Below are 21,485 nucleotides of genomic sequence, written 5' to 3' on the forward strand. Positions count from 1 at the left end.
AGACCCCGACATTTAGGGGGCGGCCGGGGTCCTGTCAACGCGACCGGCACCCGGCGAAAGCCCGCGGAACGCGTTGGTTTGTTGCGTTTTCACGGCGCAGGCATCATGCTGTCTGCGGGGACGTAACGACCATTCGGCAGAAAGCCTCGTCATGGTCGATGAAATTGTGGGGCCTCCGCCGATCGCCGCAGCAGGCGTGCGGGCGCAGGACCAGACACAGCTGTACATCCGCATGCGCGGCAGTGACCGCGGGCGATGGCGGAGCTATGCCGCCGGCGACGACGACATCGATGCCGACGACCGCCGTCGCGGAGGCGGGACCGGCAACCCGTTTGCCGGGGACGGGGACGCGCGCCCGGACGGCCGGAGCGCAGCGGCCATCCGCGCCGCGCGGGCCTATGGCGGCGTGGCCAAGGCGATCCGCAAGGAAGCCGAGGTGGTGGTTTCGCGGTCGGCGGCGATCCTGACCGGCGACCTGGACAGCGTGCTGCGGCGCGCCGGTCAGGCGATCAGGCAGATGGCCGAGACCCTGCTGGGCATCGATCCGAAACGCACCGCCGGTCTGGTCGAGGGCTTCCACGGGGCGGCGCTGGAATGGGTGCGCGACGCCGTGCCCCGCTACCGGTCCTACGCGCCGAACCACGAGCGCCTGCCGATCGGCCTGTCGTTCGAACAGGTCCGCATGGAGCTGAGCGCCGACAACGGCCGGCTGTCGGTCGACGTCGGCGGCGTCGAGTTCCGCCGCAGCTTCGACTTCCGCGCCTCCGGCGTGGTGTTCGACATCCGGGCGTCGGGCACGGTGCGCGAGCCGTCGCCGGGCTTCTACGTCGACACCGGCGAAACCGGCGCCGCCACCGCCCACGACATCGTCGAGACCGTCCGGACCGAACTTCCGTCCTTCGGAATCACCGAGGACACCGAGGGCGTGTGCGTGCTGATCCGCGCCGAGGCCAGCGACTTCGTCACCGGCAGGGCGTCGACCTGGGTGGTCGACATGGACGTGCACGTGCCGTTCGATCCGAGCTGGTCCGGCGGCGGATCCGGCTGAACGCACGGATCCGTCCCGCCGGTCCCCGCCGTGTCACGCGGCGTTGCCCAGGCTGCTGGCCTCGGCGGCGGCGCGCTGCATGTTGGATGACATGTCGTTGGCCACCGCGCTCTGCTCCTCGACCGCCGAGGCGGTCGAGGTGACGTACTCCATCACCTGCTGCATGGCGGCGCGGATCGAGTCCAGCGAGCCCGCGACCTCGCCGGAGATCGAGCGCATGCCGTCGATCTCCCTCGAGATCTGCTCGGTCGCCGACTTCGCCTGACCGGCCAGGTTCTTCACCTCGTTGGCCACCACCGCGAAGCCCTTGCCGGCCTCGCCGGCCCGCGCGGACTCGATGGTGGCGTTCAATGCCAGCAGGTTGATCTGGCCGGTGATGTTGTTGATGACGTCCAGAATCCCGCCCATCGCCTGCGCCGCCGAGGTCAGCTGCTGGGTCGCCCGGTCCGCCGCCATCACCATCTCGAAGGTGTCCGAGGTGCGGCCCTTCGACATCGCCATGCTGCCGGCGATCTCGCGGACCGAGGCGTTCAGCTGCTCGGAGCCGGCGGCGACCGTCTCCATCAGCTGGCCGATGTGCTCGGCCCGCTTCCGCGCCAGTACCTGGTCGGTCACGTCGGAAGCGAACTTCACGACCTTCGACGGCTTGCCGTCGAGGCCCAGGATCGGGTTGTAGGATGCTTGGATCCACACCTCGCGCCCGCCCTTGCCGAGCCGCTTGAACTCGCCCGACTGGTACTCGCCCCGCCCCAGCTTCGCCCAGAACTCCCTGTACCCGGCACCCTCGCGCTCGGCCGGCTCCACGAACATCCGGTGGTGCTTGCCGCGGATCTCCTCAAGCGCGTAGCCCATCGCGCCCAGGAAGTTGCCGTTCGCGTTCAGGATCGTGCCGTCGAGGGCGAACTCGATCACCGCCTGCGACTTGCCGATCGCCGCGATCTGGCCCTCGTGGTCGGCGTTGCGCAGCTTCTGCTCGGTCACGTCGGTGGCGAACTTCACCACCTTGAACGGCTTGCCGTCGGCCCCCAGGATCGGGTTGTAGGACGCCTGGATCCACACCTAGCGCCCGCCCTTGCCGAGCCGCCTGAACTCGCCCGACCGGTACTCGCCCCGCCCCAGCCTCGCCCAGAACTCCGTATACCCGGCACTCTCGCGCTCGCCCGGCTCCACGAACATCCGGTGGTGCTTGCCGCGGATCTCCTCAAGCGCGTAGCCCATCGCGCCCAGGAAGTTCCCGTTCGCGTTCAGGATCGTGCCGTCGAGGGTGAACTCGATCACCGCCTGCGACTTGCCGATCGCCGCCACCTGGCCGGCATAGTCGGCGTCGCGATACACCTGCTCGGTGATGTCGGTCGCGACCTTCACCACCTTCCGCGTCTTGCCGTTGCGGTCCAGGATCGGGTTGTAGGACGCCTGGATCCAGACCTCGCGGCCACCCTTGGCGAGCCGCCGGAACACCGCGGCCTGGAACTCGCCGCGCCGCAGCCGGTCCCAGAACCCCCGGTACTCGGCGCTGTCGCGCTCCGCCGGGTCCACGAACATCCCGTGGTGCCGCCCCCGCACCTCCGCCAGGCTGTAGCCCATCACCGTCAGGAAGTTCTCGTTCGCGTCGACGATCACACCGTCCGGACCGAACTCAATCATCGCCTGCGAACGGCCGATCGCATCAACCTTGGCCTTCAATTCCAGCGAGTCACGCATGCCATTCAACTTGAACACCTTACCCCTCCTGAGGAATTCGAACAGTTGGGATACGCTGCGACTGCATGAATGGATGCCATTTTCCGAAAACAGGCCCCAGATACACAAACTACATTCAATTTTACTTGTTTCTTAACTTCACATCTTCAGACTCTGTTTACCAACGCAGGCGGCCAGCGGGTGCGCTTGTTCGACTTTCGGCGATCTGGTACGCCTGCGCACCCCGGCCGTTCGTGGCGGCGCGCACCCTGCCGCGACGATCCGGGCCGAACCCGGGTCGTCAGCACGAAAGGACCCCCGATGCCGTCTCTGCGCTCCGCGGCCGTCGCCGCCACCGTCCTGTTGTCGACCGCGGCCGCCGGAAGTCTCGCGGTCGCCCAAACCACCAGCGCCCCGGCCACCAGCGCCCCGGCCGCCGCTGCCGAGAGCGACCCGTCGAAGATCGTGGTCGCGACCGTCGGGAACGGCACGGTGACCCTCGCCGACCTGATCGCCATGCGCGAAGCGCTGCCGGCGCAGTACCGGCAGATGCCGCTGCAGGCGCTCTACCCGCACCTGCTGGAGCGGGCGATCGACGGTTATCTGATCGCCCGGGCGGCTCGGGCCACCGACCTGGCCGAGCGCACCGACGTCAAGCAGCGCATCAAGCGCGCCGAGGACGAGGTTCTCTCGCAGGTCTATCTCTCCGAGACCATCGCCGAGAAGGTCACCGAGGACGCGCTGCGCGAGCGCTACGCGAAGGCCGCCGCCGCCGACAGCGGCCAGGAGGAGGCGCATGCCCGCCACATCCTGGTCGACACCGAGGAACAGGCGAAGCAGGTGATCGCCGACCTCGACAAGGGCGCCGACTTCGCGGCGCTCGCCAAGGAGCGCTCGACCGATCCGGGCGGTTCCGAAGGCGGCGACCTCGGCTGGTTCAGCGCCGAGCAGATGGTGCCCGAGTTCTCGACCGCCGCCTTCGCCATGGAGCCCGGCAGCTACAGCAAGCAGCCGGTCAAGAGCCAGTTCGGCTGGCACGTCATCCTGCTCGAGGAGAAGCGCAAGGCCCCGGCACCGACGTTCGAGGAAATGCAGAGCCAACTCGCCTCGGAGATGACCCGCGAGTTGATCACGGCCCGGCTGGCGGAGCTTCGCAAGGACGCCGTCGTCCAGCGCTTCGGCCCGGACGGCTCGCCGATGCCGGCCCCGCAGTAGCCCGCCCGCCACAACCGGGCCCGCAGGGTCGGGCCCGGTCGGCGGCCGACATTCGTCCCGGCCGGGCGACGGCCCGGGCCCTGCACCATCACCAGGAGGTCCGACCGTGGCCCCGCTTCCCGTCTCGCCGCTCGCTCCCGCCAGTCTCCCTGAGCTACCGCCGGTGGCCGGCTGCCGCTTCGCGGCGGTCGAGGCCGGCGTGCGCTACAAGGGACGCCGCGACGTGCTGCTGGCCGAGTTCGCCCCCGGCACCACTGTCGCCGGCGTGCTGACCCGCAACCAGATGCCGGGCGCGCCGATCGACTGGTGCCGGGCGGTGCTGCCGGCCGGCCGCGCCCGCGGCCTGGTGGTCAACGCCGGCAACGCCAACGTGTTCACCGGCGCCAAGGGCCGGACGGCCTGCTCCGAGACCGCGGCCGCAGCGGCCGGACTGCTCGGCTGCACCCCGGCCGAGATCATGCTGGCGTCGACCGGCGTCATCGGCGAGCCGCTGCCCTACGAGCGCATCGTGGCCGCCCTGCCGGGCGCGCAGAAGGCCCTGTCGCCCGACACCTGGGCGGATGCCGCGCGCGCCATCATGACCACCGACACCTTCCCGAAGGCCGCCAGCCGGACCGCCAACATCCGCGGCGTGCCGGTACGCATCAACGGCATCGCCAAGGGCTCGGGCATGATCGCGCCGGACATGGCCACCATGCTGTCCTTCGTCGCGACCGACGCGCAGATCCCGGCCGATGTCCTGCAGGCGCTGCTGACCCGGACGACGGCACGCACCTTCAACGCCATCACCGTCGACAGCGACACCTCCACCAGCGACACGCTGATGCTGTTCGCCACCGGGCAGGTCCCGCACGCCGCGATCACCGGAGCGGGCGAGCCGGCGCTGCGCGACTTCCGCAGCAAGCTCGAGGATCTGCTGAAGGACCTGGCGCTGCAGGTGGTCCGGGACGGCGAGGGCGCCCAGAAGCTGATCGAGATCAGCGTGACCGGCGCCGCCTCCGAGCGCGCCGCCCGCCGGATCGCCCTCGCCATCGCCGACTCGCCGCTGGTCAAGACCGCGATCGCCGGCGAGGACGCCAACTGGGGCCGCATCGTGATGGCGGTCGGCAAGTCCGGCCAGAAGGCCGACCGCGACCGGCTGGCGATCGACATCGGCGGGGTGGCGGTGGCGCGCGACGGCGCCCGGGTCGAGGGCTACGACGAGGCGCCGGTCGCCGCGCACATGAAGGGCCGCGAGATCGTGGTCGCGGTCGACGTCGGGATCGGCAGCGGCCGGTCGACGGTGTGGACCTGCGACCTGACGCACGGCTACATCGACATCAACGCCGACTACCGAAGCTGATCCGATGACCGGGCTCGACGGCTGCATGGCCGCCGGCGGATCTACCGCCGGCCTGCCGGCGGTCCCGACCGTGCTGGTGGTGGCGGTCGCCCTGATCGACGTCGACGGCCGGGTGCTGATCGCCCGCAGGCCCGAAGGCAAGTCGATGGCCGGGCTGTGGGAATTCCCGGGCGGCAAGGTCGATCCCGGCGAGACCCCGGAGGCGGCGCTGATCCGGGAACTGCAGGAGGAGCTCGGCATCGACACCGCCGAGTCCTGCCTGGCCCCCCTCACCTTCGCGTCGCACCGCTACGACGGCTTCCACCTGCTGATGCCGCTGTATGCCTGCCGGCGATGGAACGGCACGGTCACGGCGAAGGAGCACCAGGAACTCGCCTGGGTGCGGCCGGTCCGGCTGGGCGACTACCCCATGCCGCCGGCCGACGCCCCGCTGGTGGCGATGATCCACGACATCCTGGGATAACCCCGCCGGCCCGCGGGACCGACCGGCTCACCCCGGCAGGCGCCCCAGGGCCCGGAGCCGCGGCGGTTCCTCGACCCGCTCCAGGGCATCGCCGCACCATTCGGCCGCAGTGTCGGCGATCCGCCGGCGGGCCGACCGGCGGGCGGCCGCGGGCGACGGCCCCAGGACCTGCCTGCGCCACAGGTCGTCGTCCAGCCCCAGGCCACCGGCGATGTTGACGATGCGGAACAACGTATCGCTCGACATGACAGTTCTCCTCACATGTCTTTCGGACCGAATGATCCGTTTCATGTGGCGGATGTCGCAGTTGAACGGCTCGTTCTCAAACGATAGATTCTCACCCGATCTGTTAGATGAACTTACATTCATGCGAACCCTGCCGCCCCTGACAGCTTTGCGCGCCTTCGAGGCGACCGCCCGCCTGGGCAGCGTGACCCGGGCCGCCGACGAGCTGTCGGTCACCCATGCCGCGGTCAGCCACCAGCTGCGGGCGCTGGAGGACTGGATCGGCGGCCCGCTGTTCCGCCGCGAGCACCGCCGGATCGTGCCGAACGAGGCCGGCGCCAGCCTGCTGCCGGTGGTCACGGACGCCTTCGACCGGGTGGCGGCGCGGGCCGCCGACATCCGCTCCCAGGGCGGGCGCCGGATCCTGACGATCTCGTCGGCGCCGTCGGTCGCCTATCGCTGGATCGTGCCGCGACTCGCCGCGTTCAGCGCCCGGCATCCGGAGATCGACGTCCGGCTCGAGCATTCGACCCGTCTGGTCGACCTCGCGCGCGAGGGCGTCGACGTGGCGATCCGCTACGGCATCGGCGGCTGGCCGGGGCTGGCCGCGCACCGGCTGATGCCAGGGCACGGCAAGCCGATAGCGTCGCCGGCGCTGCTGGAGCGGCACGGCCTGTCGGCCGCCGACCTGCCGCTGGTGCCGGAACGGATCGCCGCGCTGCCGCTGCAGCACGAGGAGTCGCGCGACATCTGGCGGCGCTGGTTCGCGGAAGCCGGCGTGGTCGGGGCCGACGTGTCGAGCGGCGCCGTGTTCCACGAGGCGGGCGTGCTGATCGACGTGGCGATGGCGGCCCAGGGCGTGGTGCTCGGCCGGGTCGCGCTGGCCCAGGCCCTGATCGAGCAGGGCCTGCTACTGGTCCTCAACGACCGGCCGATCGGCGCCGAGGCCAGCTACTGGCTCTGCTATCCCGAGGCGCGGCGCTCGGATCCCGGAGTCCAGGCATTCCGCAGCTTCGTTTTCATGGAAGCGGGGATTAACGATAACATGTAATCTCGCATGAGTTGCGGTCAACCAAGTCATCGCGTAACTTGCGGTCATACAGCCGTGGCCGGCTCCCGGCCCTCGCGGAGCCACCCGGCACCAGGGAGGAAGCCATGACCCGCCCCGACCGGCTCGACGACCGCCCCGACGACGAGACCCCGCGCTTCGACCGCCGCGGCTTCCTGGCCGCCGCCGCGGCCATCGCCGCCGGCACGGCGATGGCGCCCGAGGCCTTCGCCCGCAATTTCGGCCCGGGCGCCGAGCCTGTGCGCTACCCGGACCCGGACATCATCGCGCTGGACAAGCGATTCACGGCCAAGCTGGGCAACACCCCGATCCAGCGCCTGCACACCGGGACGCTGTGGGCCGAGGGACCGGCCTGGAACGGGGTCGGCCGCTATCTGATCTGGAGCGACATCCCGAGCAACGAGCAGCTACGCTGGATCGAGGAGGACGGCCATGTCAGCCGCGGTTTCCGCGCACCGTCCGGCAACAGCAACGGCAACACCTTCGACTACCGCGGTCGGCAGATCGCCTGCGAGCACCTGAACCGACGGGTGGTGCGCTACGAGTACGACGGCTCGGTCACCGTGCTGGCCGACAAGAACGATACCGACCAGGGCTTCAACGCCCCGAACGACGCGATCGTGCATCCCGACGACGGCTCGATCTGGTTCACCGACCCGGGCTACGGCCAGCTGATGAACTACGAGGGCTTCCGGGCCGGCACCGGCTCGGTGCAGCCGTTCATCAAGGAGGCGGTGTACCGGATCGACGCCAACAGCGGCAAGGTCACCAAGGTGACCGACGAGCCGTTCAAGCCGAACGGCCTGTGCTTCAGCCACGACTACAAGACCCTGTACGTGGCGGATACCGGCGTCTCGCACTACCCGGAGGCGGCCAGCCGGATCTGGGCGTTCGACCTGGACGCCAAGAACGGCACGCTGTCCAAGGGCCGCGAGTTCGCCGGCATGACCTGGGAGGGCAAGACCGGCTTCGCCGACGGCATTCGCTGCGACGAGGACGGCAATGTGTGGTCCTCGGCCGGCTGGGTCGGCGACGGCTATGACGGGGTCCATGTGTTCGCCCCGGACGGCACACGGATCGCCCAGATCCGCCTGCCGGAGATCTGCTCGAACGTCTGCTTCGGCGGCAGCAAGCGCAACCGGCTGTTCATGACCGCCAGCCAGAGCCTGTACGCGGTCTACGTCGAGACCCGCGGCGCGCACATCACCTGAGGCGCCTCACCCGAACCGGCGGCGGGTCGCCACCGCCGCCGGCCGCGCGTAGCAGCGCGCCAGCCAGTCCCGGACCGACGGAAACCGTGCCAGGTCGAGCGTAGCGGCGCGCGAGGGCGACAGCACGCCGGCGACGTTCAGGTCGGCGACCGTAAACCGCTCGCCCACCAGCCACTCCGCTCCGGTCAGGGCGCGATCGAGAACCGACAGGCCCGCCTCCGCCCGCGCCCGCGCGAACGCCCCGAGCGTCGCATGCAGCGGCGCCATCGCCCGGTCGCGTTGTACCCAGGGCTCGATATGCCCCTGTGCCCACAGGCTCCAGCGCCAGGCCTCCGCCTCGGCACGCGGTTCCGCCGGATACAGGGTTCCGGTCGCGTGCTTCCTGGTGAGATACAGAATGATCGCCATCGACTCCGCCAGCACGAAGCCGTCGTCGTCGATGACCGGGATCGCGCCGGCCGGATTGAGCCGGAGGAACTCGGGCGTCTTCAGCGCCGGATCATCCGCGGCCAGCGGCATATGGTCGTGGTCGAGCCCGAGTTCCGCCGCCGCCCAGAGCACCCTCATGGTCCGCGATCGGGGCGATCCATAGATGGTGAGCGTCACGCCCGGCCCTCCGTCGACCGTTCGAGCATCGCCGCCCAGCGCCCGGGCGGCAGGCCGTAGGCCCGGCGGAACTGCCGGGTCATGTGGCTCTGGTCGGCGAAGCCGCTCGCGGCGGCGACGTCGGCCAGCGCGGCCCCGGCCTCGATCAAGGCGCGCGCCCGGTCGAGCCGGCGCAGCACCAGGTAGCGGTGCGGGCTGGTGCCGAGGCAGGCCCGGAACTGCCGGGCGATCTCGTAGCGCGACAGCCCGGTCGCCGCCTCCAGCGCGGCCGAGCCGACGCCGGTCTCGACCCCGGCGTCCAGCAGCTCGCGGGCGCGCTCGACCGCCCGCCGGTCGGCACGCCGGCATATCCGGCCGCCGACGGGGTCTACCGCCGCCAGCGCGTCGGCCAGGCCCTGGACCACCTGGTCGCGCCGCAGTTCGTCGAACGGGCCGTCGAGATCCGCCAGGGCCGGGACGATGGCGGCGGCCAGCCGCGGGTCGTCGGATACCGCCGCGCCGGCGAACGGCAGCGGGCGCCGCGGATCGGCCAGGGCGTCGCGAATCAGCCGCGGCTCGACATACAGGATCCGGTAGCGGAAGCCGTCGTCGGTGCCGGCCCGGCCGTCGTGCAGCTCGTCCGGATGCAGCACGAACACCTGGCCCGGCACGCTGCGGGTCGCCGCTCCGCGGTAGCGGAAGGCCTGCACCCCGCGCATCGTGAAGCCGACCGCATAGGTGTCGTGGCGGTGCGGGTCGAAGCCGTGGCCGCCGAAGAACGCCTCGATGCGCTCCAGCCCGGGCAGCGACGGCGCCGCGCGGATCCAGTCACCCGCCGCATCGACGCACGATCGTTCAAGACCCGACGTGGCATCCCGGTCCATAGAAGAGGCCATGTGCCATTCTAGCGCCAGGGAGGGCGGCGGACATGCAGGAACTGCTCGGCTTCGTGGCCGCCGGCTTCGCGCTGGCCGGCAGCCCCGGCCCGAACACCCTCAGCCTGGCCGCCACCGGCGCCGCCTTCGGGGCGCGCCGCGGGATCGCCTACATGGCCGGGCTGAACATCGGCATGCTGGTGGTCATGGCGATCACCGCCAGCGGCGTGATCGGGATCCTGCTGGCGGTGCCGGGGACGAAGCCGGCGGTCACCGCCGCGGCCGCCGCCTATTTCGTGTATCTCGCCTGGCGGATCGCCACCGCGCCGGCGCTCGGCGAGCAGGCCGGCGACCGCCGCCAGCCGTCGTTCCTGGCCGGCGTAGTGCTGTCGCTGGTCAATCCCAAGGCCTATGCGGCGATGGCGGCACTGTTCTCCGGCTTCGTGCTGGTGTCCGGGCGGATCGAGCTCGACGTCGCGGCCAAGATCGCGGTGCTCGCGGTCGTCATCACGGCCGTCAATCTCGCCTGGCTCGCCACCGGCGCCGCCCTCACCCGGTTGTTCCGCGACCCGTCCGCCAACCGCGCGATCAACCTGGGCTTCGCGGCCCTGCTGCTGGCCTCGGTCGGGTTCGCCCTGGCGTTCTAGCCGCCGCCTCCCGGGGCAGCGGCAAGGCGGCGGGCCAGGCGGTCGGTCAGGGTCGTCGCGATCACCTCAGGCGTCTCCGCCGGCATCGGCGAGACCGAGCAGACATTGATCTCGCACAGGACGAAGGTGTCCCGCCCGTCCGCGTCGGCCGGGCCGAACAGGAAGTCCGCGTCCCACAGCAGCGGCAGGTCGTCCTCACTCAGCCGCAGAAGGCGCAGCAGCTCCGGCGTCCACACGTCCTCGATCTGCCGGCGCAGCCCCTGGAACCGCGGGTCGGCAGCCCCCGAATAGGTACGAGGCGGCGTCGGCTCTGCGTCGGGATCGAGCAGAGCCCGGACCTTCTGCCAGCCGAAGCCCGCCAGGCGCCGACCCGACATGTAGCAGCGGATCATGCCGTCGGAGAGACGGCGCTGGAACGCCTGGTCGACGAACCCGCCGACGCGGTCGATCTCCAGGCACCGCTCGGCCAGGAAGTCGTCCAGCGCGCATTCGCGGGCCCGGCTCCGGTCGGTCGCAGCGACGACACGAACGCACCCGCCGCCCAGCGATTCAACACGCCACACACCGAGGCCGCTCTGGCCCCGGTTCTGCTTCAGGACGCGCGGTCCGCCGGCCAGCCGCGCCGGCAGTTCCCGCCGCAGCGTCTCGGCGGTCGGATAGAACCACGCGTCGCCGCTCCAGCCGATCTCGCGGGTGGCCGCCAGCACGGCCTTGACCCCCATCCGGTCGATCACGTCCGGGTGGGCGCTGACCAGGACGCCCTTTGCCGCGACGCGGCGCAAGAGGGCGTCGAGGCCGGCCCGGAAGCGCCCCTCGTGCTCGGGGTTCACCCAGACCAGCGCGGCGGCGCAGTCCCCGAGCAAACGCTCGGATTCGGCCTCCCGCGCCTCGTCATAGCAGCAGAGCACGGGCTCGAGGCCGCGTGCCGCGAGCGCCTCCGCGACCGCCCGGAACCGGCTGGACCCGAAGTCCGGCGTCGTGTCGCGGGAAACAACGGCAATCCTCGTCATGACCATCCTCCGCCTCGGTGGCGCACGCGGCGGGCAACGACGCGCACGACCCGTCCCGGCGAACCGGAACCAGGGCAGCGCTTGGACGACGATCGTCTGGATGACCGGGCGTCTGGATGACCGGGCGTCTGCCGAAGGCCCGGAACTACGACGCTAGGGTACGGCCTCGGCGGCCGCAAGCCATTGAGCGCTCTGGGCACGGGTTCCGGCGCACGGTCCGGCGCGGCGCTGCCGATGCAACGGAACTCAGCGGGCGACCGCCGGTTGTCCGCGCGAGCCCGGGACCGGGCGCCACCACGAATCGAGGCTGCCGATGGACATCCTGCGCATCATCCTCGCGATTCTCCTGCCGCCGCTCGGCGTGCTGCTGCAGGTCGGGCTCGGCCTGCATTTCTGGCTGAACATCCTGCTGACGCTGCTCGGCTACATCCCCGGCATCGTGCACGCCGTCTGGATCATCGCCCGGCGGTAGCCGTGACGGCGCCCGACACCCGCCTGCGCGACATCGAGGCGCTGGCCCGCCTGCTGGACGACCGGTTCCGGGTCCCGGGCACCTCGATCCGCTTCGGCCTCGACGGCCTGATCGGCCTGGTGCCGGGCCTCGGCGACGTCGCGACCACCCTGGTGTCGCTCTACGTCGTCGCTCGCGCCCGTGACCTGGGCGCGCCGGGCGGAGTGCTCGCGATGATGCTGGGCAACGTCCTGCTGGACACCGCGGTCGGGGCGATCCCGGTCCTGGGCGATGCGTTCGACATCGCCTTCAAGGCCAATCGCCGGAATCTCGGCCTGCTGAAGCGGACGCTGGAGCGACGGGCCACCGGGCCGCACACCACCGGTGCGGCCCGGGGCCGCGGTTGATCCGAAGCCCCGAACGCAGACTTCCACAAGGAGGACACTCATGGACCGACGCACCAAGGAGCAGAAGGGCGAACGCCAGGCCCAGCTCGAGGACAAGCCGTTCTTCGGAGCCGACGAGAAGCCGGCGCCGCCGGGAAGCAGCGGCGGCAACCTGGCGCGCGACGTCGGGTCGCGCGACACCCTCAAGCGCAGCCGGGAACGCCCGGGCGGCACCACCCGGGTCCGCAAGAGCGACGAGCCCCGCTCCCGCTGATCGGGCGAACCGACCAGCTGCGAGCCGGCGCCCGCGTCAGCCCGGGGTCTCGCCGGTCCCGACCTCGTGGCCGCCCAGCGCGCCGGCGAGGCTGTTCCGGGCCGAGCCCGGCCGCAGCGGCTTCGGCTGGTCGGCGGACGGCGCCCAGGCCGTCAGGAACAGCACCTGGAAGCGCGCCGGCACGCGGCCGTCCGGGCCGGCGAAGCGGGCGGCGTAGATCTCGGCGGCGCGGGCGAACAGGGCGCGCGGAGCCGGCCGCCGGCTGCGCTCCAGGACCGCGTTGCTCTCGCCCATGCCGCGCAGGTCGCGCATCAGGTGGAAGGCGGTGGCATAGGTGACCGGGATGGTGTCGGCGTCGGCGACCGGCAGGGCGAAGCCGGCGCGCTGCAGCAGGCCGGCGGCGTCGCGCAGGTCGGCGAACGGCGAGACCCGCGGGCTGACGCCGCCGGTCACCTCGTTCTCCGCCTCGAACAGGGCATCGCGCAGCTCCACCAGGGTCTCGCCGCCCAGCATCGCCAGCAGCAGCAGCCCGTCCGGCTTCAGGGCGCGGCGGATCTGCGACAGCGTGCCCGGCAGGTCGTTGACCCAGTGGAGCGACAGCGCACCGAACACCGCGTCCAGCGAGCCCTCGGCGAACGGCAGCGCCTCCTCGTCGACCGCCGCCGCCGGGCCGTCGGCCGCCCGGGCGGCGGCCCAGGCCGGCGACAGGTCGGTCTGGACCAGGGTGTCGACCTTGCCGCCGGACCGCAGCAGCCGGCCGAGCGCACCGGACCGGGCGCCGAGCTCGAGCGCCAGCGGGAAGCGCCTGCGCATGTCCTCCAGCCGCTCGGCGACCCGCTCGGCCACCGCCTCCTCGAGGAACGCGAACTCGTCGTAGCCTGGCTGGGCGCGCTCGCGGCGGCGGCGCACCAGGGATCGGTCGAACACCATCATCGGATCGGTCATGGCCGGCTATATGGCGCAGCCGCCGGCCCGGCGCACCCCCGAAATCCGCCTGGCCGTCGCATAGCGGCGGCATGGACCGAGGATCCGGGCTGTCCCGACTGGCCCGCGGCGTGGCGACCGTCGTGCTCGACGCCCTGCTGCCGCCGCGCTGCGTTACCTGCGACGAGCCGGTCGACCGGCCGGGTTCCCTCTGCCTGCAATGCTGGTCGGGACTGACCTTCGTCACCCGGCCGCTGTGCGCGGTGTGCGGCGACCCGTTCGAGACCGCGCCGCCGGGCGAGCCGGTGTGCGGCGACTGCCTGGCCACCCCGCCGCCCTGGGGTCGCGGACGATCGGCGCTGCGCTACGACGATGCCAGCCGGCCGCTGGTGCTGGGGTTCAAGCATGGCGACCGCCTGCATCTGGCGTCGCTGCTGGCCGGCTGGATGCGCGCGGCCGGGGCCGAACTGATGGCCGACGCCGATGTGATCGTGCCGGTGCCGCTGCACCGCTGGCGGCTGCTCGCGAGGCGCTACAACCAGGCCGCCGTGCTGGCCCATGCGCTCGGCCGGGCGACCGGGATCCCGGTATCCGACCGGGCGCTGCAGCGGGTGAAGCGGACCCCGAGCCAGGGCCGGCTGACCCGCAGCCAGCGCGCCCGCAACGTCCAGGGCGCGTTCCGGGTGGCGGCGTCGAGGCGGACCGAGGTCGCCGGCCGCCGGGTACTGCTGGTCGACGACGTGCTGACCTCGGGCGCCACCGCCGGCGCCTGCGCCCGGGTGCTGCTGCGCGCCGGCGCCGAGGCCGTCGACCTGCTGACCCTGGCGCGGGTGGTGTGAGGGGTAGACGGCGGAGCGGCTGGTGGGTCCCGGAGCCGCCCGCTGACGCGGGCCCTCCGGGATGACGAACGTATAGATGCCCCCCATCCGTCATCCCGGAGGGGCTGCGCGAGCAGCCGGCTCCGGGACCCACCCGGTGCTCCGGATTGCCTGCATCTCCGCAAGCCACCCGCCTCACGTCTCGTCGGCGCGCGAACGTGACGGCTGCACTGCAACGCCGCGGCTGGCGAAACGGCCGGGACGGCCCTATCTTCTGGCGGTACCCACGGAGACCCGAATGGCCAAGAAGATCGAGATCTACACCACCATGTTCTGTCCGTTCTGCTACCGGGCGAAGGCGCTGCTGAAGAACAAGGGCGTGGAGTTCACCGAATACGACGTCGGCGGCTCGTCCGACGCCCGCGCCAGGATGCGCGAGCGCGCCGACGGCCGGCACACCGTGCCGCAGGTCTTCATCGACGACGTCGGGATCGGCGGTTCCGACGACCTTGCGGCGCTCGACCGGCAGGGTAAGCTCGACGAGATGCTCGGCCTGACGGCCTGAGCGGGTTTCCGCCTCGCAGCCCGGAGCTTCGCGATGACCAAGCTGACAGTCGCCTGCGTTCAGACCAACACCACGCGCGACCCGCAGGAGAACATCGAGCGGGTGTCGCCGATGATCCGGCAGGCGGCGGCGGGCGGCGCCCAGCTGATCACCACGCCCGAGATCGTCGGCATGCTGGAGCCGAAGCGCGACCAGGCGCTGGCCAAGGCCCGGCCGGAGGAGACCCACGAGGTGCTCGCCGCCTTCCGCGGCCTCGCGGCCGAGCTCGGCGTGTGGCTGCTGGTCGGCTCGATCTCGATCAAGGTCTCCGACGACAAGCTGGCGAACCGCAGCTTCCTGCTGGACGACCGCGGCAACGTGGTGGCGCGATACTCGAAGATCCACATGTTCGACGTGCAGGTCGGCGACGGCCAGACCTACCGCGAGAGCAACACCTACCGGGCCGGAGACGAGGCGGTGATCGCCGAGACCCCGTGGGGCCGGATGGGCATGACCATCTGCTACGACATCCGCTTCCCGTACCTGTACCGCAAGCTCGCCCAGGCCGGCGCCCAGGTGCTGTTCGCGCCGGCCGCCTTCACCAAGGTCACCGGCGAGGCGCACTGGCACGTGCTGCAGCGCGCCCGCGCCATCGAGACCGGCTGCTTCGTGGTCTCGGCGGCGCAGACCGGCGAGCATGCCGAGGGCCGGCGCACCTACGGCCACTCGGTGATCGTCGATCCCTGGGGCCGGGTACTGGCCGACGCCGGCGAGGATGTCGGCGTGATCACCGCCGAGATCGACCTGGACGAGGTCGCCGCGGCCCGCGGCAAGGTGCCGTCGCTGACCCATGACCGCGTCATCGGCGATCCCTCGGTCTACGGCACCGCCTTCCGGCAGGCCGGCGAGTAGCGCCCCGTCCTATTCCGCCGCCGCGAACAGCGCCGCTTCCGGCCTCCCCGAGGGCGGCTCACCGGCAGCGTCCGCAAATCCGCCGCCGTCGTCGAACAGCCTGACCAGGCCGTCGCCGCCCGTCGCGTCGCGCGCCGTCGGGCCGTAGCCGTCGCGGCGCATCGCCTGCACCAGGGCCGCAGCCCCGACCAATCGCTGGACCGTCACGCCTCACCTCTCCCGCGGGGTCGCTGCCCCGTCTCGTCGGTGGTCGCGGCATCGAGCCGCCCTCACTGTCTATTATTAATGCGAATGATTTGCAATATCTTTTGAGTCGATACGTCACTTCCACTAATTTTGATGCTTGACGCATCATTACCATGGTTTCAAACTTCATATCTCGATCATGACACCTGCATAGAACCACCTGAATGATCACCGCCGCCCAGCTGCGGGCCTCGCGTGCCCTGCTTGGGATCGACCAGCGCCGGCTGGCCGAGCTGTCGGGCCTGTCTGTTCCAACCATCCAGCGCATGGAGGCGAGCCAGGGCGTGATCCGCGGCAACGTGGATTCGCTGGTGAAGCTGACCGCCGCCCTGGACGCCGCCGGTGTCGAGCTGATCGCCGAGGGCACCGTCAGTTCCGACGGCGGCCGCGGCGTCAGGCTGCGGCCGCCGGCCGCGCCCGACACCACCGCGCCCGACGCCCCGGCGGCGGCCAGGTAAGGCGCGGGCGATGGCGGTCCTCGCATCGGTCCCCGTGGCGCTGGCAAGCGTTGCCGTCCTGCTCGCGACCGCGATCGTCGGGGTGGCGGTCGCCCGGCGCCCGGTCGGACGGCCCCTGATCTACGGGATCTGCCTGGCGGCGACGGCGGTGGCCTGCGCGGCAGCGGTCCTCCAGCTGACCGCAGGCGGACCGGCCGACACGGTCGTCCTGCCGTTCGGCCTGCCGTGGCTGGGCGCGCATTTCCGGCTCGACGCGCTGTCGGCGTTCTTCCTGGCGGTGGTGAACCTCGGCGCCGCCGCCGCCAGCCTGTACGGCCTCGGCTACGGCCGGCACGAGCCGGCGCCGCACCGCGTCCTGCCGTTCTTCCCGGCCTTCCTGGCCGGCATGAACCTGGTCGTGCTGGCGGCCGACGCGTTCAGCTTCCTGCTGTCCTGGGAGTTCATGTCGCTGGCGTCCTGGGCGCTGGTGATGGCCCATCACCGCGAGGCCGGCAACGCCCGCGCCGGATACGTCTACCTCGTCATGGCCAGCTTCGGCACCCTGGCCCTGCTGCTGACCCTCGGCCTGCTGGCCGGGCCGGAGGGCGGCTACGCCTTCGCCCAGATGCGCGACGCGGCGCACGCCCCGACGGTGGTCGCCCTGGTGCTGGTGCTGGCGCTGGTCGGCGCCGGCTCCAAGGCCGGCGTGGTGCCGCTGCATGTCTGGCTGCCGCTGGCCCACCCGGCGGCGCCCAGCCACGTCTCGGCACTGATGAGCGGGGTGATGACCAAGGTCGCGGTCTACGGCTTCGTGCGCATCGTGTTCGACCTGCTGGGCACCGCCCCCTGGTGGTCGGCGCTGCTCGTGCTGGCGGTCGGCGGCGCCAGTGCCGTGCTCGGAGTGCTGTACGCCCTGATGCAGACCGACCTGAAGCGGCTGCTGGCCTACAGCACGATCGAGAACATCGGGATCGTGTTCGTGGCCCTGGGCCTGGCGCTGGCGTTCCGGGCCAACGGCATGGAACTGGCGGCCGCGCTGGCGTTCACCGCCGCCCTGCTGCACGTCCTGAACCACGCGCTGTTCAAGAGCCTGCTGTTCTTCGGCGCCGGCGCGGTGCTGTCGGCCACCGGCGAGCGCGACCTGGAGCGGCTCGGCGGGCTGATCCACCGCATGCCGGCGACCAGCGCCCTGTTCCTGGTCGGCTGCGTGGCGATCTCGGCGCTGCCGCCGCTGAACGGTTTCGTGTCGGAATGGCTGGCCTTCCAGGCGGTGCTGCAGAGCCCCGAGCTGCCGCAATGGGGGCTGCGGATCATGGTGCCGGCGATCGGCGGCCTGCTGGCTCTGGCGGCGGCGCTGGCCGGCGCCTGCTTCGTGCGGGCCTTCGGGATCGCGTTCCTCGGCAGGGCACGCTCGCAGGCGGCCGAACGGGCGACGGAGGTCGACCGGGTCTCGCTGGCGGCGATGGCGGCGCTGGCCGGGCTCTGCCTGCTGGCCGGGATCCTGCCGGGCACCCTGATCGACGCGGTGGCGCCGGTCGCCGAGCTGGCGGTCGGCGGCCGCATGCCGGCGCAGCAGGCGGTCGACTGGCTGACCATCGTGCCGATCGCCGAGAGCCGCAGTTCCTACAACGGGTTGCTGGTATTCGCCTTCATCGCGGCCTCGGCCGTGCTGACCATGCTGGCGATCCACCGCTTCGCCTCGCGGGCCCTGCGCCGCGCCCCGGCCTGGGATTGCGGGTTCCCGGACCCGAGCCCGGTCACCCAGTACACCGCCGGCAGCTTCGCGCAGCCGATCCGCCGGGTGTTCGGTCCCATCGCCTTCCGCGCCGGCGAGCGGGTCGAAATGCCGGCGCCGGGCGACCCGCGGCCGGCGCGGCTGACCGTCGAGCTGCGCGACCTGGTCTGGGACTGGCTGTACGGGCCGGTCGCAGCCGCCGTCGGCTTCGTCGCCGACCGGATGGACCCGCTGCAGTTCCTGACGATCCGGCGCTACCTCGGCATGGTGTTCCTGTCGCTGGTGGGCCTGCTGCTGGTGATCGCGATATGGGGCTGATCCTCGACCTGCTGGTCCAGGGCGCGCAAATGGCGCTGGTGCTGCTGCTGGCCCCGCTGCTGACCGGCGTGGTGCGCAAGCTGAAGGCCCGGCTGCTGCGACGGCGCGGGGCGTCGGTGCTGCAGCCCTACCGCGACTTCGCCCGCCTGCTGCGCAAGGAGGCGGTGCTGGCCGAGAACGCCTCCTGGCTGTTCCGTGCCGCACCCTACCTGATCTTCGCCGCCACCTGGGTAGCCGCCGCCCTGGTGCCGACCTTCGCCACCGGCCTGATCTTCAGCTGGTCGGCCGACCTGATCGCCATCATCGCCCTGCTCGGCAGCGCCCGGTTCTTCCTGGCGTTGGCCGGCATGGACGTCGGCACCAGCTTCGGCGGCATCGGGTCGAGCCGCGAGATGATGATCGCCTCGCTGGCCGAGCCGGCGATGCTGCTGATCGTGTTCACCCTGGCGCTGGTCGCCGGCTCGACCCAGCTCGCCACGATCACCGGGGTATTCGCCGATCCGACGGTCGGCCTGCGGGTCTCTCTCGGCCTGGCCCTGGTCGCCCTGGTCATGGTGGCGATCGCCGAGAACGGCCGGGTGCCGATCGACAACCCGGCGACCCATCTCGAGCTGACCATGGTGCACGAGGCCATGGTGCTGGAGTATTCCGGCCGCCACCTGGCGATGATCGAGCTGGCAAGCGCCCTCAAGCTGCTGCTGTACGTGTCGCTGATCGCGGCGCTGTTCGTGCCCTGGGGCCTGGCGCCGCCGGGCGCCGGCGCCCTCGCCTATGCCGCCGGCCTCGCGGCCTGGCTGGCGAAGCTGGCGGTCGCCGGGTTCCTGCTGGCGCTGTTCGAGACCGCGATCGCCAAGATGCGGGTGTTCCGGGTGCCGGGCTTCCTGGGCGCGGCACTGATGCTCGGCCTGCTCGGCACCCTGCTGCTGTTCGTGTCGCGGAGCCTGTGATGGACGGTCTGCTGTTCGACATCGCCCACATGCTGGCCGGCGGCCTGGTCCTGCTCAGCTTCGTGATGCTGTACCAGGACCGGCTGTCCGCGCTGCTCAACGCGTTCGCGCTGCACGCGGTCGTCCTGGCGGCCTCGGTGGCCTGGCAGGCGTTCGCGCAGGATGCCCCGCATCTCTACGTCACCGCGGCGATCGCGCTGGCCTTCAAGGCGGTGGTGATCCCGACCGCGCTGCACCGGATCATCCGACGGCTCGGCATCCACCGCGAGATCGAGGCGGTGGTCGGCGCCGGGCCGACCATGCTGGCCGGCATGGGCCTGGTGGCGCTGTCGCTGGTGGTGATGCTGCGGGTCACCGCCGACGCCGACCCGCTGGCCCGCGAGGACCTGGCCTTCGCGCTGTCGGTGGTGCTGCTGGGCCTGCTGATGATGGTGACCCGCCGCAACGCGGTCAGCCAGGTGGTCGGATTCATGTCGCTGGAGAACGGCCTGGTGCTGGCCGCGGCCGGCGCCAAGGGCATGCCGCTGGTGGTCGAGATCAGCGTGGCGTTCTCGATCCTGATCGCCTTCATCGTGATCGGGATCTTCCTGTTCCGCATCCGCGAGCGCTTCGACACCGTCGACGTCCACGCGCTCGACCGGTTCCGGGGGGAGCGCGGATGAACCTGCCCGCCCTCGACGCCGTGGCCGCGGTGCTGCTGGTTCCGCTGGCCGGAGCCGCCCTGCTGGCGGTCCTGCCGGGCTACCGGTCGACCGCCCGGCTGAACGTGCTGTTCTCGCTGCTGACCCTGCTGGCCGCCCTGGCTCTGGTGTTGGGCGAACGCCCGGCGCCCGGCCCCTACCTGCTGGTCGACGACCTGAACATCGTGTTCATCGTCCTCAACACCTTCGTCGGATTCACCACCAGCGCCTTCAGCGCCAGCTATATCGGCCACGAGCTGGAGACCGGGCGGCTGACCCCGACCTACCTGCGTTTCTACCACGCCATGTACCAGGTCATGATGTTCGGGATGAACCTGGCGCTGGTCGCCAACAACATCGGGCTGATGTGGGTGGCGGTCGAGCTGGCGACGCTGTCCACCGTGCTGATGGTCGGCATCTACCGCACCCACGAGGCGCTGGAGGCGGCCTGGAAATACTTCATCCTGGGCAGCGTCGGCATCGCGCTGGCGCTGTTCGGAACCATCCTGGTCTACATGGCCGCACAGCCGGTGGTCGGCGAGGGCATGGACGCCATGGTCTGGACGGTGCTGCTGGAGCGCGCCGCCGGCTTCGACCCGGCGCTGGTCAACATCGCCTTCGTGTTCCTGCTGCTCGGCTACGGCACCAAGGTGGGTCTCGCCCCCCTGCACGCCTGGCTGCCGGACGCCCACGCCGAGGGCCCGACGCCGATCTCGGCGGTGCTGTCCGGCCTGCTGCTGAACGTGGCGCTGTATGCGGTGCTGCGTTTCAAGCTGCTGCTGGCCGCCAATCCCGGGGCGCTGGCCACCGGCCCGCTGATGGTGACCATGGGGCTGGCGTCGGTGCTGCTGGCGGCGGTGATGCTGTACCGCCGGCGCGACATCAAGCGGCTGTTCGCCTACTCGTCGATAGAGCACATGGGCATCATCGTGTTCGCCTTCGGCATGGGCGGCCCGCTCGCCAATTTCGCCGGGCTGCTGCACATGGTGATGCACAGCCTGACCAAGTCGGCGATCTTCTTCGCGGTCGGCCACATCGCCCAGGTCAAGGGCACCCAGCGGCTGTCGGAGATCGGCGGCCTGACCGTGACCCACCCCTGGCTGGGCTGGAGCCTGGTGGTCGGCGTGGTGGCGATCGCCGGGCTGCCGCCGATGGGCATCTTCATGAGCGAGTTCCTGCTGGTCAGCTCGACCTTCGCCCGTGCGCCGGTGCTGACCGTGGTGCTGGTCGGCGGTCTGCTGCTGGCGTTCGGCGCCCTGCTGCTGCGGCTGAACGGGCTGGCCTTCGGCGAGCCGAAGGGCCCGACTGCTCCGGTGCAGGCCTCCTATGTGCCGATGCTGGCGCATCTGGCGCTGGTGCTGGCGGCCGGGCTGTACCTGCCGGGCCCGGTGGTGGCCTGGTTCCAGAACGTCGCGGCCCTGCTCGGCTAGGAGGAGAGGCGAG

General features: G+C 71.3%; 26 protein-coding genes. 18 read left to right on the forward strand and 8 right to left on the reverse strand.

The genetic code is table 11. From position 1 onward, the window contains the following. Nucleotides 1-151: 151 nt before the first annotated feature. The gene (locus RIC31_RS21740; protein WP_350112816.1) at nucleotides 152-1,048 is read left to right on the forward strand and encodes a hypothetical protein; all 897 of its coding nucleotides are present in this window, start codon (nucleotides 152-154) and stop codon (nucleotides 1,046-1,048) included. A 33-nt stretch (nucleotides 1,049-1,081) separates the two neighbouring features. Here RIC31_RS21740 and RIC31_RS21745 read toward each other — a convergent pair whose 3' ends face one another. After that, the gene (locus RIC31_RS21745) at nucleotides 1,082-2,107 is read right to left on the reverse strand and encodes a methyl-accepting chemotaxis protein (protein ID WP_350112820.1); all 1,026 of its coding nucleotides are present in this window, start codon (nucleotides 2,105-2,107) and stop codon (nucleotides 1,082-1,084) included. Then, nucleotides 2,108-2,767, reverse strand: coding sequence for a PAS domain-containing protein (locus tag RIC31_RS21750; protein WP_350112823.1), 660 nt, complete (start codon nucleotides 2,765-2,767; stop codon nucleotides 2,108-2,110). A 282-nt stretch (nucleotides 2,768-3,049) separates the two neighbouring features. On the opposite strand from RIC31_RS21750, the gene RIC31_RS21755 reads away from it, so the two are divergent. The 3 genes from RIC31_RS21755 to mutT all read left to right on the forward strand — a co-directional run bounded on the left by RIC31_RS21755 (nucleotide 3,050) and on the right by mutT (nucleotide 5,748). Continuing rightward, on the forward strand, nucleotides 3,050-3,943 hold the full coding sequence (locus RIC31_RS21755; RefSeq protein ID WP_350112826.1) for a peptidylprolyl isomerase: 894 nt from the start codon (nucleotides 3,050-3,052) through the stop codon (nucleotides 3,941-3,943). A 106-nt stretch (nucleotides 3,944-4,049) separates the two neighbouring features. Then, nucleotides 4,050-5,285 carry a bifunctional glutamate N-acetyltransferase/amino-acid acetyltransferase ArgJ gene (argJ, locus tag RIC31_RS21760; protein ID WP_350112829.1) on the forward strand — a complete coding sequence of 412 codons (1,236 nt, stop codon included), beginning with the start codon at nucleotides 4,050-4,052 and terminating at the stop codon, nucleotides 5,283-5,285. A 25-nt stretch (nucleotides 5,286-5,310) separates the two neighbouring features. Continuing rightward, a complete protein-coding gene (gene mutT / locus RIC31_RS21765; protein WP_350113462.1) occupies nucleotides 5,311-5,748 on the forward strand; it encodes an 8-oxo-dGTP diphosphatase MutT in 438 nt (145 codons plus the stop codon). Nucleotides 5,749-5,775: 27 nt separating this feature from the next. Here the strand turns inward: mutT and RIC31_RS21770 are convergent, their stop codons facing one another. Next, nucleotides 5,776-5,994, reverse strand: a complete 219-nt coding sequence (locus RIC31_RS21770) for a hypothetical protein (RefSeq protein WP_350112832.1) — start codon at nucleotides 5,992-5,994, stop codon at nucleotides 5,776-5,778. Between the two features lie 121 nt (nucleotides 5,995-6,115). On the opposite strand from RIC31_RS21770, the gene RIC31_RS21775 reads away from it, so the two are divergent. Together RIC31_RS21775 and RIC31_RS21780 are read left to right on the forward strand one after the other, a co-directional pair. Then, nucleotides 6,116-7,024 (forward strand): LysR substrate-binding domain-containing protein, encoded by a 909-nt coding sequence (locus tag RIC31_RS21775; protein WP_350112835.1) that lies wholly within the window; start codon nucleotides 6,116-6,118, stop codon nucleotides 7,022-7,024. Between the two features lie 104 nt (nucleotides 7,025-7,128). After that, nucleotides 7,129-8,253: an SMP-30/gluconolactonase/LRE family protein gene (locus tag RIC31_RS21780; protein ID WP_350112838.1), complete on the forward strand. Its 1,125-nt coding sequence runs from the start codon at nucleotides 7,129-7,131 to the stop codon at nucleotides 8,251-8,253. Nucleotides 8,254-8,259: 6 nt separating this feature from the next. Here the strand turns inward: RIC31_RS21780 and RIC31_RS21785 are convergent, their stop codons facing one another. Together RIC31_RS21785 and RIC31_RS21790 are read right to left on the reverse strand one after the other, a co-directional pair. Continuing rightward, nucleotides 8,260-8,859, reverse strand: coding sequence for a glutathione S-transferase family protein (locus RIC31_RS21785; RefSeq protein ID WP_350112841.1), 600 nt, complete (start codon nucleotides 8,857-8,859; stop codon nucleotides 8,260-8,262). Then, on the reverse strand, nucleotides 8,856-9,734 hold the full coding sequence (locus tag RIC31_RS21790) for an AraC family transcriptional regulator (protein WP_350112844.1): 879 nt from the start codon (nucleotides 9,732-9,734) through the stop codon (nucleotides 8,856-8,858). Before RIC31_RS21790 ends, RIC31_RS21785 begins: the two co-directional genes overlap by 4 nt. A gap of 32 nt (nucleotides 9,735-9,766) precedes the next feature. Here RIC31_RS21790 and RIC31_RS21795 point away from each other — a divergent pair, with 32 nt between their 5' ends. Beyond that, nucleotides 9,767-10,360 carry a LysE family translocator gene (locus RIC31_RS21795; protein WP_350112848.1) on the forward strand — a complete coding sequence of 198 codons (594 nt, stop codon included), beginning with the start codon at nucleotides 9,767-9,769 and terminating at the stop codon, nucleotides 10,358-10,360. On the opposite strand, the gene RIC31_RS21800 is transcribed toward RIC31_RS21795, so the two are convergent. Continuing rightward, the gene (locus tag RIC31_RS21800) at nucleotides 10,357-11,370 is read right to left on the reverse strand and encodes a Cj0069 family protein (protein WP_350112851.1); all 1,014 of its coding nucleotides are present in this window, start codon (nucleotides 11,368-11,370) and stop codon (nucleotides 10,357-10,359) included. The genes RIC31_RS21795 and RIC31_RS21800 overlap by 4 nt on opposite strands. Before the next feature lie 313 nt (nucleotides 11,371-11,683). Between RIC31_RS21800 and RIC31_RS21805 the strand changes: the two genes are divergently transcribed. From RIC31_RS21805 to RIC31_RS21815, 3 genes are read left to right on the forward strand one after another with little or no spacing between them, the layout of a single operon-like run. Next, nucleotides 11,684-11,842, forward strand: a complete 159-nt coding sequence (locus RIC31_RS21805) for a YqaE/Pmp3 family membrane protein (RefSeq protein ID WP_350112854.1) — start codon at nucleotides 11,684-11,686, stop codon at nucleotides 11,840-11,842. A 2-nt stretch (nucleotides 11,843-11,844) separates the two neighbouring features. After that, nucleotides 11,845-12,228 (forward strand): DUF4112 domain-containing protein, encoded by a 384-nt coding sequence (locus RIC31_RS21810; protein ID WP_350112857.1) that lies wholly within the window; start codon nucleotides 11,845-11,847, stop codon nucleotides 12,226-12,228. Nucleotides 12,229-12,268: 40 nt separating this feature from the next. Continuing rightward, a complete protein-coding gene (locus tag RIC31_RS21815) occupies nucleotides 12,269-12,481 on the forward strand; it encodes a hypothetical protein (protein ID WP_350112860.1) in 213 nt (70 codons plus the stop codon). Nucleotides 12,482-12,517: 36 nt separating this feature from the next. Here RIC31_RS21815 and RIC31_RS21820 read toward each other — a convergent pair whose 3' ends face one another. After that, a complete protein-coding gene (locus RIC31_RS21820) occupies nucleotides 12,518-13,426 on the reverse strand; it encodes a methyltransferase domain-containing protein (protein WP_350112863.1) in 909 nt (302 codons plus the stop codon). Between the two features lie 71 nt (nucleotides 13,427-13,497). Here RIC31_RS21820 and RIC31_RS21825 point away from each other — a divergent pair, with 71 nt between their 5' ends. From RIC31_RS21825 to RIC31_RS21835, 3 genes are all read left to right on the forward strand, one after another. Then, entirely contained in the window at nucleotides 13,498-14,244 is a 747-nt protein-coding gene (locus RIC31_RS21825; protein WP_350112866.1) for a ComFC family protein, read from the forward strand. A 277-nt stretch (nucleotides 14,245-14,521) separates the two neighbouring features. Further along, entirely contained in the window at nucleotides 14,522-14,788 is a 267-nt protein-coding gene (gene grxC, locus RIC31_RS21830; RefSeq protein ID WP_350112870.1) for a glutaredoxin 3, read from the forward strand. Nucleotides 14,789-14,821: 33 nt separating this feature from the next. After that, the gene (locus RIC31_RS21835; protein WP_350112873.1) at nucleotides 14,822-15,679 is read left to right on the forward strand and encodes a carbon-nitrogen hydrolase family protein; all 858 of its coding nucleotides are present in this window, start codon (nucleotides 14,822-14,824) and stop codon (nucleotides 15,677-15,679) included. A gap of 9 nt (nucleotides 15,680-15,688) precedes the next feature. Here RIC31_RS21835 and RIC31_RS21840 read toward each other — a convergent pair whose 3' ends face one another. Further along, the gene (locus RIC31_RS21840) at nucleotides 15,689-15,886 is read right to left on the reverse strand and encodes a hypothetical protein (protein ID WP_350112876.1); all 198 of its coding nucleotides are present in this window, start codon (nucleotides 15,884-15,886) and stop codon (nucleotides 15,689-15,691) included. 203 nt (nucleotides 15,887-16,089) lie between these two features. On the opposite strand from RIC31_RS21840, the gene RIC31_RS21845 reads away from it, so the two are divergent. From RIC31_RS21845 to RIC31_RS21865, 5 genes are read left to right on the forward strand one after another with little or no spacing between them, the layout of a single operon-like run. Further along, entirely contained in the window at nucleotides 16,090-16,383 is a 294-nt protein-coding gene (locus RIC31_RS21845) for a helix-turn-helix domain-containing protein (RefSeq protein WP_350112879.1), read from the forward strand. A 10-nt stretch (nucleotides 16,384-16,393) separates the two neighbouring features. Then, nucleotides 16,394-18,415: a hydrogenase 4 subunit B gene (hyfB, locus tag RIC31_RS21850; protein WP_350112882.1), complete on the forward strand. Its 2,022-nt coding sequence runs from the start codon at nucleotides 16,394-16,396 to the stop codon at nucleotides 18,413-18,415. Further along, nucleotides 18,406-19,362, forward strand: coding sequence for a respiratory chain complex I subunit 1 family protein (locus tag RIC31_RS21855; RefSeq protein WP_350112885.1), 957 nt, complete (start codon nucleotides 18,406-18,408; stop codon nucleotides 19,360-19,362). The genes hyfB and RIC31_RS21855 overlap by 10 nt, the downstream gene beginning before the upstream one ends. Continuing rightward, on the forward strand, nucleotides 19,362-20,024 hold the full coding sequence (locus RIC31_RS21860; RefSeq protein WP_350112888.1) for a hydrogenase-4 component E: 663 nt from the start codon (nucleotides 19,362-19,364) through the stop codon (nucleotides 20,022-20,024). Before RIC31_RS21855 ends, RIC31_RS21860 begins: the two co-directional genes overlap by 1 nt. After that, nucleotides 20,021-21,472 carry a hydrogenase 4 subunit F gene (locus tag RIC31_RS21865; protein WP_350112890.1) on the forward strand — a complete coding sequence of 484 codons (1,452 nt, stop codon included), beginning with the start codon at nucleotides 20,021-20,023 and terminating at the stop codon, nucleotides 21,470-21,472. The genes RIC31_RS21860 and RIC31_RS21865 overlap by 4 nt, the downstream gene beginning before the upstream one ends. Nucleotides 21,473-21,485 lie beyond the last annotated feature (13 nt).

Source organism: Thalassobaculum sp. (genome assembly GCF_040219615.1).
In the GTDB taxonomy this organism is placed as follows: Bacteria; Pseudomonadota; Alphaproteobacteria; order Thalassobaculales; family Thalassobaculaceae; genus Thalassobaculum_A.